This is a genomic window from Parabacteroides sp. AF19-14, assembly GCF_003635485.1.
Classification (GTDB): Bacteria; Bacteroidota; Bacteroidia; order Bacteroidales; family Tannerellaceae; genus Parabacteroides; species Parabacteroides distasonis.
In genome coordinates this window covers 16455-28245 of sequence record NZ_QTMJ01000014.1, presented here as the reverse complement: position 1 = coordinate 28245, position 11791 = coordinate 16455, and the positions used below count along the sequence as shown (strand labels likewise).

Here is an 11791-nt window from a genome sequence, read left to right as displayed (position 1 = left end):
ACCGTCCGACAGTAACTTTAAATACTATTTCGAGGGGATGAGACGGAGCACGCTCCGTCTCTACAACTGGATAGTATCAAGGGAGTTGATAGAGTACGGACATACCGGGACGCAATCCCTCCACCTTCTCCACCGGTAAGGCATGTATCTCGAAGGTCCGCAAGTCATAGCTACCTGTCTGCTTGGTAGATTTCCAAGTAGCGAAACTGCCCAACGGACTGATATAATTGATCTTGAACTCAATATCCTTCTTATCGATCGCCGGTACATCGGCGACAAACGTTCCTCCCATCTTAAATAAAGGCAAACGATCCTCACGTACGTTCAATACCACATGCACGTCATCTAATACGACTAAGTTCATGATTGGCATCCCGGCCCCAACCAACTCTCCCCGTTTCGGGAAAATAGCTGAGATTTGTCCGGATTCCGGAGCCGTCAACCGAGCGTCCTGTAAGAGAGCCGCCACCTCCTCCACGGTTCCTTGCGCCGCCGTCACCAACGAGCGGGCGCTCTCCTTATCTTGTATCTGCGCCCCGTCTACCGCCATTTGATATTGGCTATAAGCGGCACGTTCGGCGGCCTCAGCCGCTTTATACATGGCCTCCACCTCATCTTTACGCTGTGAGGTTACCACGCTATCTTTATACAAGGCATTCACCCGATCATAGGTAATCTTCGCCAATTGTAAATCCGATTTGGATTTATTCCACAATTGTTGCAAGGAAGCGATGATTTGCTTTCGTGTACCCTCATCCACTTTCTGGTGCTGATACTTCGCTATGTTCTCCATGGCGTTCACCTGTTGATATTTAGCCAACGCCTCCGGACTATTGATGACTACCAAGGTATCGCCTTGGCGTACATTCTGTCCCTCTTTTACCAGAAAGGTATCGATACGCCCCGGTAACTTACCGGAGATACGTATTTCCGTTGCCTCGATCTGCCCTTGCAAGATCACCGGCTTCTTTTTCAACAAGATCATCCCGATCAACGAGACAACTATAACAATCGCCAAGACTGCGACGAAGGCCACACTCAAATATCTCTTAGTTTTATCCATAACTCCTAAATTTTCAATTTTCAATTCTCAATTTTCAATTCCCCAAAAGCTCCTCGGTCTTTCCCTCCATCTTGTATTGGTGGAACTGCTCCGGCGTACCGCAGACAGACAGCAGATTAATCAAGGCTACATCATACTGATAATAAGCCAAAAGAAAAGCGGTCTTCACCTTCGCCAGCATAACCTCAGCATCGACTACCTCCGTAGAAGTAGCCATTCCCTCTTGGAAAGATTTCTTCCGCACCCGGACCAGTTCCCGGCTCATCTCGATCGTCGTATCCAAAGCTTTTACATTGTCCAAGGCATTTTGTAGCTGGCTGTAGAATTTATCGATACCGACCTCCAGATCCGTAATCGCCTTCTCCTTACCCAAACGAAGCGACTGACTAGCGATCTTTGCCTGCCGGATGGTTTTCTCCCGGTTCAAGCCATCAAAAATATTCCACGTAAAACCAACTCCTACCATCGTACGAGGCAACAAATATTTATCCAGTCCATCAGCGTACAAAGTCTGTTTGCCGAATAAAGCGATATTCGGGACATAAGCGGACCGGCCGATCTTTAGTTGATTATCGGCTACAACCTGCTGCAATTTCAATTGATTGACTATATAATTATTCATCGGAACCAGATCCTTGAAGTATTGGGCCGGAGGAAGCGCCTCATTAATAAATAAAGGAGTCGTGGTACGTACGTCGCTCCCCTCCTCCATATTAATCAAGCTTTTAAACGCCTGTTGAGCGACCGCTAAATCCTTACGGGCCGATTCCAGTTCTCGTTTCGCCTCGTCCATACTCACCTGAGCGAACAGACGCTCGGCCCGATTGATCATCCCGTTTTGCTCTAATTTAAGGGCTTGGTCATAATGGGTTTTCAAAGAATTGTACACTTCTGTTTTTACGTCCACCACGCTTTGTCCCAGACGAAGCCCGAAATAAGCCTCAATCAGTAAGGATTGTTGGTTGGCATCCACTTGGCTCCTATTCACCTCCGCTATAGAGACCATCGTCTTTCCGATCTTGTTCGCGTAGATACGTTTTCCTCCCGTGAAAACAGGCCACGTCACCGTAGCGTCTATAGAAGTGATGTTTTGGGAGATCAGCGGAAGCGAGAAAGTACCTTGCCCGATCTTATCCAATACCGACATGATCAACTCATTATCCGGGATATAATTATGGACAAACTCCTTCGCCGGTTCCGTATATTTACTCAGCGACTGCCGTACCTCTATCGGATTCGACATATGTACGAAAGCACCCGCGGCGTTCACCGACGGATACCAAAAAGCGTTTAGCTTTTGATGCTCATTCCGAGCCCATTCCACTTCTTTCCCGGCTATTTTCAAGCTTTTATTTTCCTTATGAAGCAGGTCGAGAGATTGTTCCAAGCTTAAATCCACATCGTTCCCTTGGCTCCATGAAGCGCATGGAAGAAGATACAGCAAAAGAATACTGTAAGATACTATATTACTCACCATAAACTCATTTAGTAATTGACGTTCAGTTGGAGTAATAACAGCGAAAAAGGGAGGATTGTTTTTACTTCTTTTTCAAGTTGGGAAGGAACCAAGTAACCAGTCCTAAAAGAGGCATGAAGCCACATACGTTGTAGACAGCCTCTATTCCATAATGATCCGCCATATTTCCTAATACGGCCGAGGCTATACCCGCCACACCGAAAGCAAATCCAAAGAAAAGTCCCGAGATAAGACCTAATTTATAAGGAAGCAACTCTTGCGCATACAACAAAATAGCCGGGAACGCCGATGATAAGACCAACCCCACGCAAAAACTAAGCACGATCGTCCAAACGAATCCCACATGCGGCATCAACAAGCTAAATGGGGCTGCCCCTAGAATCGATCCCCAAATCACATATTTCCGTCCTATCTTATCACCGATAGGACCACCCGCCAAGGTTCCTATGGCCGTAGCGATCAGGAAGACGAACAAACAGATCTGCGAAGTCTGTACACTCACCCCGAATTTATGGATCAAGTAAAAGGTATAGTAGCTATTCAAACTAGCCATATAGATATATTTAGAGAAAATCAAGGTCAGCAATATCGAGATCGAAAAGACTGTTTTTCCCAAAGAAAGAGGCATCTCCACATGCGTCTCACCCGACTTCTTCTGCCATTTCACCCGACTCAAATACGCCTTATACCAACGGCAGATAGGAATCATCACCAAAATAGCGACGAATGCCAGTATAGAAAACAAAGCGATATGAGTCCGTCCATAAGGCGCCACCAATAAAGCAACCAGTAGCGGACCTAACGATCCGCCCAAATTACCACCCACTTGAAAAAGCGATTGTGCCAATCCCCTACGCCCTCCCGACGCTAGCGAGGTAATCCGGGACGCTTCCGGATGCAAAACCGAAGACCCGATACCTATCAAAAATACGGAGATCAAGACCCAATGGAGCGTAGAGGAAAAAGCGAGATTCAACAAGCCGACCAACGTAAAACTCATACCAATAGGTAACGACCAAGCCACGGGACGCTTATCAAAAACCAAACCGGTTATAGGCTGGAAAACAGAAGCGGATAATTGATAAACAAGCGTAATCAACCCGATTTGGGCGAAGCTCAACGCTAAATCATCCTTGAAAAGTGGATAAACCGCCGAGATAACGGATTGCAACGAATCATTCAAACAATGCGTAACGCTTAACGCCACCAATACCCGGAATGCTGTTTTATTTACCGGCTGTTGTTTAGAAACCTGCTCCATGACTGTCCATATTTCTATTTAACCTCGTGCTCATTAACATTTCAAAAACCACACAAAAAGTTAGCTAATTTCTAGAAAAACAAACCCTAAGAGCCTATTTTAACCATAGTTAATACAACTATTCTTTCGGTTCTTTTCATTTCTTTATGTTAATCGGCTTAATCTTAATACCTATGAGCCTTGTTTTCTCAGTGATACTTCAGAGCTGTATCCCGGAATGAGCATATATCTTATAACTCACTCCCAAAACAAACGCCAAAATCCCTTATCTGCCATCATTCCGACCCGAAGTTAAAGATCGAGATCATAAACGGGAACAGCCTCTGAAGTTTTTTATATTTATTCCTCTTCTTCTCCCTCGTTCGCCGAATGTAAGATAAAAGTAGTAGCGCCAATCGTTACGATCGTACCTTCCCCGATACGTACTTGTTCTTTTTTACCGACCAATACATTTTTCACAAAAGTCCCGGTCAAGCTAGGAAAGTCACGCACCATATAAACGAACTTGCCATTAGTGTCTTTCTTTACATTAATCACACAATGCTTACGCCCCATACTTGGATCGCTCGTGATAATAGGGACATCTACACCTTCCGTATCCTTATTACGGCGACCAATCACATTATCTCCCATCACTAATGGTAGATCTTGCTTAAAAGCAAAACCATTCTCGATAATGGTAATATAACCGCAAGAGAAATCCGGTTCCTTCACCTCTTTTTCCTCACCGGTAGCCGTCTTCACCACCTTTCGGCCCAATTTAATCTTAAATTGCGCTCCACACTGCGGACAGACGAAGGCTAATACCTTCCCTTCCGGATATTTGGTCTCATCAAAAGACAACTGATTATCACATTTTGGACAGAATACTCTTTTCATACACTTAAATACAGGATCTAGTATTACAAACGGAGCGCAAATTTACGAAAAAACCTTCAGCTACACTCCTAAAATCTCATGGTTATGATTTTTTGAAACAAAAAAGGCTATCCATCACGGACAGCCAATCTCAATTGTTAACCTTAAATCTAATACCATGAAAAACACAGTGCAAATATAGAGGTTTTATGTTATGTAGCATAATGTTTTATTTGCAAATCTCATTTTCTTAACCAGATTTAACAAAACCATGCTTTAAAACATATCCGTAAAATAATATATATCCCCTTAGAACTTAGGTTCATTCTCTTTAATCTCCTTCAAAGGCAAGGTAAACCAAAAAGTGGAACCTACTCCCAATGTAGATTCTACCCCGATTCGTCCCCCTAGGTTCTCGATAATATTTTTGCAAATCGCCAATCCTAATCCGGTACCTTGTTTGCAAGCGTTCAACTTAACAAAACGATCGAATATAGTTCTACAATCTTCCTCCGAGATTCCCATTCCCGTATCCGAGACCGAAACTCGTATTTCATCATTCGATACCTTATAGGCTAATTTGATCTCACCTTCCGAAGTAAACTTAATCGCATTTGTCAAGAAATTAGAAATAACCTGTACGACTCGTTTCGGATCTGAGAAAACAGTCACGGGTTGTGAGCCCCGATCGAAAACAAATCGAACGTTTTTCGGAATCTTCAAGGCATGTACCGCATAGGTTTCCTCACAGATCTCCTTAAAATCAAAATTTCTCTTCGTAATGTCAAAGGTTCCCGCCTCAATCTTTGAGAAATCAAGGATATCCTCAATCAATTGCAGAAGCAATTCACTATTCTTGTCAATGATATCCACATAAAACTCTCGTTCCTCCTCCTCTATCTCCTTGGTCTCTGCCAGTATATTCGCGAAACCAACAATAGCATTTAAAGGCGTACGGATCTCATGACTCATATTCGCCAAGAACATAGACTTAAGCCGATTCGCCTCTTTAGCCTTAGCTAACTCATATTCTTTCCGTTGACGCTCTCGTTCCACCCAGCGCAATTTATCTTGCATGGCGATCTCATCCGTTATGTCCATCAAGTAATAAAGGATTTTCGCTGGTCTTCCCGCCTCATCATATTTATAAGGGTACGCATACGCTCTCACCCAAACATATTGCCCCTCAAAAAGCTGTCGGTATTGAATACTATATTCACCGATCTCACCCGTAACAATCTTTTCAAAGCCTTGTACAAGTACCCTTTCCCGATCTTCCGGATGTACGATCTCACAAAAATCTTTTTTCGTTGTCAAGTTACTTGCTCTCAATCTGGATTTATTACCTAAAACACGTAAGTCCAGATCGATATGCATCTTATCGGTTTTAACATCATATTCCCACAGCAAGGAATCACTGCAACGCATAACCGTTTTCAACTTCGTGAACAGTTCCTCTACTTTCTCCGACTTTTGATATTCTTCCGTCTCATCCGTAAACATTAGTACATATCCACAGATATCTTCAGCCTCTCCTTTCAACGGCACACATTTAATAGACAGACGTAAATTTGTACCTTCCTTTTTTGGGTCTATGTTATAGTACTCATTCGTTTGTATATTATCAAATTCATAATTACAATCGAACACAACCATTTCTCCCTGTTTCAGACGAGCGATCTTGTCCTCTGGAAAATTAGGATTCTCGAAAAGATTTATTCCCATAATATCCTTCCGGCTTATAGCGAACAAATTCTCGTCCGTCCTATTGAGATCCACTAGCTGCCCCCTCCCGTCATAAACTTCAATTCCAACAGGTAATTTCTGGAATAGGGCATTAAAGCTCATTTCCTCTAGCATTTTATTACATTTTCCCATCGTCATATTAAATTATAACCACTAATTCCCAACTTTAAATCAATCAAGCAATCTCCTCTGTTATTTATACAACAAATGAACGATAATAACGATTGCAGCAGAAGTTTAAAGTTATAGAAATAATATGAAAATCAAACATAATCATGTTGAAAATATATGTTTTCGATATTGAGAAAGAGTCATTCCCGTCCGTTGACGAAAAAAGCGATTCAATGTCGATTGAGACGGAAAATTAGTCAATATAGCGATCTCCTGTATATTTAATCGAGAGTCACGTAGCAACGACTTTACCTCTAACACTATATAGATAGATAAAAACTCCTTGGCTGAAATGCCACACCTTTCATTCATGATCGCACTTAAATAAGTTGTCGTTATATTCAATTTATCCGCATAAAATCCGACATTCTTGTGATTCTTGAAATTCTCTGCCACGAGACTACAGAAATCATAGATCAATTGCTCTTTTCTCAAACTAGTCCTGAAAGGGATTTTCTTACGCACTTTCACATAATAGTCGTAAACATCCATGTAAAAAATCCCCAAGTAACATATAATCCGCTCCCTCAGAAGCCCATTACCCCGATACCGCTCAAGCTCATTCTCTATCAATTTGCAAAATGATTGAAAACGCTCAATACCATTATTATCCTCTATATTATAGTAAAAATGATCCTTCACGAAAAAATGAAATCCCGGATCAAAATGACGTAAGGAACTTAATACATCCCCATGTAGTACATGTGGTATGATGATAAACTTCGCCGAGAAGTCCTCACTCACGTTCCGCATTGAGCATAACTGTCTCGGAAATAAGAAAATCAATTCATTCTTATTCCATACATGCTTATTTTCAAGCAAATGAATGATCGCACTACCTCTATTACATACTGCTATTATCCCGTAATCCAAAAAAGAAGGCTCTGAAGTCAATGGACTATCTTCAATCTGTTCCGTAATAATAAAGTCTTTTTCTAATCCGCCTAAAAAACGATCACATGTATTATACCTATTCTCTTGCATATACTCTTATAAATTAAGGGAATACGAAATCTTACCTCCAACAACAATCAACAGAATAATATTATATTTTGTTCTGTCCGTTAAGGTCCCAAGTATATTCGTTTGATATTTTTCTTTCCTTACCCCCTCTTCTATTAGCCATCAAACCTTATATATCAATTGGTGCTAACAGCTAACCAAGGAAATCATAAAAAAACACAAGACAAAATTATATAATAAAAAATTGACTATTAAATGCATAACTAAACTAAAAGCGTACAAAAACACATCAATTGTATACAAAATCGAAACAGACAAAGAATAACCGAAAAAGATCATAAAAATACAATTAGCTTCATTGACAAAGTAAGTTAGCTGAAATACCAAAGCAAGTTAACTTACTTTGCCGATGAAATTAGCTTACTTTGAAAGTATGGATGTTACCCTCGGAAAGGGGCGCTTAAGCAGTGTTCTCAAAAATTCGTGTATTCATGCCTCTATACAAAAAAAGGCTATCCGTCACGGACAGCCAATCTCAATTGTTAACCTTAAATCTAATACCATGAAAAACACAGTACAAATATAGGTGGTTTTATGTTATGTAGCATACTGAATTATTTGCAAAATTCATTCGCTTAACTCGATTTAACGAAATCATGCCCTAAAACATAGTTATTAACAAGAAAACTATTCGTTCAGATCTAATAGCTTCCCAAGAAATCGTCGAGGGAACGAGTATCATCATCTGGCATCAATTCTTTTTTCAAACGAAATTTGCGTTTATAGATAGCATCCTTCGTCACATTCAAGACTGACATCAGCTCCGCCGAGGTTAGCCGCAATTTGATCAAGCAACAAAAACGAATGGCATCCTCCGTCAAATCCGGATAAGCGACACGTAAACGACTTATAAAATCATCATAAAGAGTATTTACGATCTCGATCAAGTTTCTCCAATCCGAATCCGGCAATATCGTTTCCGATTTAGAAAGTATCTTCAACTTCTTGAACGTATCCAACTGTTCCAGCAAACACTTCGCCAAACGTTCCTTTTCCTTGATCAAGGATTCCACGTCACGATGCGCTTTCCACTGAGCCGCATGCTGGTATTCCATCAAGCATTTCTCCTTCGCTTCCAATTGCTCCTTGATGTGCGACATCTCACGACTATAACGTTGTATCAAGATTTCATTTTTATCCACAAGACTCGCTATTTCTCTCAGTTCTTTCTCCTTTTTTGTCTTATAAAGGTGATAACGCAAAAAAGATAATAAAAGTAGGGCAAAAGTAACGATGATTAAAATGATCAGATAATAAATATCTACATAGAAATGCTCCGGCTCCTTTAGAACCGAGCTTATGGCAGTAGATGTGTGCAGCGCAAACTTCATATAAATAGTATTTATTATCTTAATACTTCTTTCTTAGAATTCCCTCTCTCCAAATCGCTTCCAAAAAGCCTGTCCCATATCCGATCAATTGGACAAAAGCCGCTATGATAGATAACAACGCAACGATTCCGTTCTTATTTCTCACTAAAGCGTCAAAAAAGATCAGCGAAATATAAAATAACAATAGCCCCCATACCTTTGGAACGAAAAAAGCGGAAATACATACCCCCAGCAGACCTACCACAAATAAGGCCGGCAGGCAATGTACCCATTTCAATGATTCCGGGTACTTCTGGTACAAGATAATCCTAGCGTACCCCGAATGCCATACTTGCCGGAAAAACTGGACGAAATTTGTTCTTCGCTTATGATAGACCCAAGCGCCCGGAAAATAACGGCATTTATAGCCTGCCGCAAAAATCCGGATACTAAAATCTATATCCTCTCCATAACGCATATCAGAGAAACCACCCAAGGCTTCATACACCTCTTTCCGCATTCCCATATTAAAACTCCGAGGATAGAATGTATCCAAATGTCTCCGGCTTCCTCGGATCCCTCCTGTCGTAAAGAAAGAAGTCATCGAGTAATTGACCGCTTTTTGTATAGCGGAAAAAGAAGAATGCGCCCTGTCGGCACCACCAAAGGCATCCACCTTATAACGCATCAAGGACTCGTGTACTTGTTCCAGATAGCTGGCCGGAACGATACAATCCGAATCCAAGACAATCACGATCTCTCCTTCCGCATAACGTACCCCTTGATTGCGAGCCAAGCCCGGGCCTGAATTCTCTATATAGAAATAGCGAATCCTCAAGCGGTCATTATAGGCATTGACTACGGGCTCACAAGGTATAGAAGAACCGTCGTCCACTACGATAACCTCAAAATGTACATATGTCTGCCGGGTAAGGCTGTTTAATAAATCGTCTATCTCCTCCGGACGATTGTAGACAGGAATAATAATTGAAAATACTTCCATTAAGCTAGATTTAATCTGCCGACAAAAGTAAAGAGTTAAAAAGCGTGTATCAAAAAAGGGCACTGGACAAATAGAGGACATAGCTGGACATCGAATACCGCCTATTTTTTACCCCATAATAGAAAAACTGGACAAAAGACATAAGATACGTTCAGTTCATTCATACGGAATAGTCTATTTATCAATAGCTTACAAAACACAATACTACCCGCTACTATTTGGACAAAGACTGGACGCACACAATATTATTTCATTCGCACATCTGCCCCCCACATTAATTTTTCCCGAAGCGTCTGATAAAAAGTATGGTTATAGCGCTTGATGACTTTCGTCGTATAATCGGCCTTGCTCATCTTTAATTCGATACCTGCCGGGAATATTTCCGAACGTCCATCCAAAGAGATCAGAAAATATTTATTCCGGCTCTCTACCCGAAGCGTTATTATATCTGAATCCGGAATCACCAACGGACGCACGTTCAAGGAATGCGGAGCGACCGGACTCAAGACAATGCTATTACTTTGCGGGACGATAATCGGCCCATTTACGCTCATCGAATAGGCCGTGGAGCCGGTAGGTGTAGCCACTACCAAACCATCCGCCTGATAAGAAGTCAGATATTCCCCATTCAAGAATGTATGAATCGTAATCATCGAGGAACTATCACGCTTCAGCACGGCGATCTCGTTCAAGGCATAATTATATCCGCGAAACGCACGGTCTTCCGTATATAAACGCAAGAGGGTTCGTTCCTCTACCTTATAGTAATTCTTAAAAATCTCATCCAGCGTATCCTCAACCTCATTACTGCTGACATCCGCAAGGAAACCCAGCCGTCCGGTATTAATGCCTAAAATAGGGATATCCTGTTTATTTACCCGGGCCGCCGTACGAAGGAACGTACCATCTCCTCCCACGCTAAGGGCTATATCCAGATCAAACTCATCACCCACTAATAGCCCGCTCACCACTGGCTCAAAACCAAAAGCATCGGTAAGGAATGTATAAAAAGGGCTGTCCACATAAATATCAGCCTCTTGTTCACGAAGCTTCTCAAACAGGCGTTTAATCAGATTCTGTCTCTCGATCTGATATTCACTTCCAAATATTCCAACTTTCATTTTACGCTCCTTACTTTACATATTCATATAATGTAATAACTCATTCATCCGCTGCCGCAACATATCATCCACCATCCCCTTCTCCATAAAATGATAAAGCACCGTATAATTGAAACGCTCGAAACTACGGATCACGGGAGAGGCATCTTCCAAATCGATCTTAAGGGTTATAAGCAGACGGCCCGTATCTTTATCTTGATGGGATAGCAAATTAAGGACATGGGCATTATTCGCCTCTACCAAACGGGCGATATCCGTTAATGAATAATCCTGTGGCATCATTTCCAATACGATCACGCTTCCAGCCGCCTCCGCATTACATAGCTCGGATAAAGCATCCACCAAACGATCCCGGGTAATCGCCCCCAAATAAGTTCCGTCCACGGAAACCACAGGCAACAGGCTCAATCCATATCGGGTTATCATTGCCAACGCTTCATGTAAATGTCTATTTTCCGAAATCGCCGGAGCGAATAAAACCGGCTCACCGATCGTAGCCGAAGGATCCGGCAGCGCCAATAAGTCTTTTTCCGACACTAAACACTGGTATGCGCTATCACTCAATAACGGAAGATGCTTGAGTTTAAAATCCTCCATTAACGCCAACGCATATTCCGCTGTGTCAAAACTTTTTAACACCGGAATTTCCTTTGTTATGAAATCTTTCACCAACATTATTCTGTTAATTCCCTAAATCCTGCTAAATTTGCCGATACTTTTGTGCAAATGTAATGAAAGAAAAAAGATATACGATATAC

General features: G+C 41.7%; 10 protein-coding genes. All 10 read right to left on the bottom strand.

Features of this window, described 5'->3' with window-relative positions; genetic code table 11:
* Positions 1 to 76 precede the first annotated feature (76 nt).
* The gene (locus DWX33_RS14335) at positions 77 to 1063 is read right to left on the bottom strand and encodes an HlyD family secretion protein (protein WP_005868022.1); all 987 of its coding nucleotides are present in this window, start codon (positions 1061 to 1063) and stop codon (positions 77 to 79) included.
* Positions 1064 to 1097: 34 nt separating this feature from the next.
* Complete coding sequence (locus DWX33_RS14330; protein ID WP_034531167.1) at positions 1098 to 2540, bottom strand: TolC family protein; 1443 nt, start codon at positions 2538 to 2540, stop codon at positions 1098 to 1100.
* A gap of 61 nt (positions 2541 to 2601) precedes the next feature.
* Positions 2602 to 3801 (bottom strand): MFS transporter, encoded by a 1200-nt coding sequence (locus DWX33_RS14325; RefSeq protein WP_008771772.1) that lies wholly within the window; start codon positions 3799 to 3801, stop codon positions 2602 to 2604.
* A 339-nt stretch (positions 3802 to 4140) separates the two neighbouring features.
* Positions 4141 to 4680: an FHA domain-containing protein gene (locus tag DWX33_RS14320; protein ID WP_008771771.1), complete on the bottom strand. Its 540-nt coding sequence runs from the start codon at positions 4678 to 4680 to the stop codon at positions 4141 to 4143.
* A gap of 288 nt (positions 4681 to 4968) precedes the next feature.
* Positions 4969 to 6537 carry a PAS domain-containing sensor histidine kinase gene (locus DWX33_RS14315; RefSeq protein WP_122144650.1) on the bottom strand — a complete coding sequence of 523 codons (1569 nt, stop codon included), beginning with the start codon at positions 6535 to 6537 and terminating at the stop codon, positions 4969 to 4971.
* A 141-nt stretch (positions 6538 to 6678) separates the two neighbouring features.
* Entirely contained in the window at positions 6679 to 7560 is an 882-nt protein-coding gene (locus tag DWX33_RS14310; protein WP_121960891.1) for a helix-turn-helix domain-containing protein, read from the bottom strand.
* Between the two features lie 680 nt (positions 7561 to 8240).
* Positions 8241 to 8930, bottom strand: coding sequence for a hypothetical protein (locus DWX33_RS14305; RefSeq protein WP_057318863.1), 690 nt, complete (start codon positions 8928 to 8930; stop codon positions 8241 to 8243).
* A gap of 19 nt (positions 8931 to 8949) precedes the next feature.
* A complete protein-coding gene (locus DWX33_RS14300) occupies positions 8950 to 9912 on the bottom strand; it encodes a glycosyltransferase family 2 protein (RefSeq protein ID WP_009276344.1) in 963 nt (320 codons plus the stop codon).
* A 245-nt stretch (positions 9913 to 10157) separates the two neighbouring features.
* Positions 10158 to 11033, bottom strand: coding sequence for an NAD kinase (locus tag DWX33_RS14295; protein ID WP_005855867.1), 876 nt, complete (start codon positions 11031 to 11033; stop codon positions 10158 to 10160).
* Between the two features lie 15 nt (positions 11034 to 11048).
* A complete protein-coding gene (locus tag DWX33_RS14290; protein WP_005855866.1) occupies positions 11049 to 11708 on the bottom strand; it encodes a CBS domain-containing protein in 660 nt (219 codons plus the stop codon).
* Positions 11709 to 11791: the final 83 nt, after the last annotated feature.

Excerpts from the sequence above, each read along its gene's own strand:
- DWX33_RS14335 (WP_005868022.1), bottom strand. The coding sequence starts at position 1,063 with ATGGATAAAACTAAGAGATATTTGAGTGTGGCCTTCGTCGCAGTCTTG.
- DWX33_RS14330 (WP_034531167.1), bottom strand. The coding sequence starts at position 2,540 with ATGGTGAGTAATATAGTATCTTACAGTATTCTTTTGCTGTATCTTCTT.
- DWX33_RS14325 (WP_008771772.1), bottom strand. The coding sequence starts at position 3,801 with ATGGAGCAGGTTTCTAAACAACAGCCGGTAAATAAAACAGCATTCCGG.
- DWX33_RS14320 (WP_008771771.1), bottom strand. The coding sequence starts at position 4,680 with ATGAAAAGAGTATTCTGTCCAAAATGTGATAATCAGTTGTCTTTTGAT.
- DWX33_RS14315 (WP_122144650.1), bottom strand. The coding sequence starts at position 6,537 with ATGGGAAAATGTAATAAAATGCTAGAGGAAATGAGCTTTAATGCCCTA.
- DWX33_RS14310 (WP_121960891.1), bottom strand. The coding sequence starts at position 7,560 with ATGCAAGAGAATAGGTATAATACATGTGATCGTTTTTTAGGCGGATTA.
- DWX33_RS14305 (WP_057318863.1), bottom strand. The coding sequence starts at position 8,930 with ATGAAGTTTGCGCTGCACACATCTACTGCCATAAGCTCGGTTCTAAAG.
- DWX33_RS14300 (WP_009276344.1), bottom strand. The coding sequence starts at position 9,912 with ATGGAAGTATTTTCAATTATTATTCCTGTCTACAATCGTCCGGAGGAG.
- DWX33_RS14295 (WP_005855867.1), bottom strand. The coding sequence starts at position 11,033 with ATGAAAGTTGGAATATTTGGAAGTGAATATCAGATCGAGAGACAGAAT.
- DWX33_RS14290 (WP_005855866.1), bottom strand. The coding sequence starts at position 11,708 with ATGTTGGTGAAAGATTTCATAACAAAGGAAATTCCGGTGTTAAAAAGT.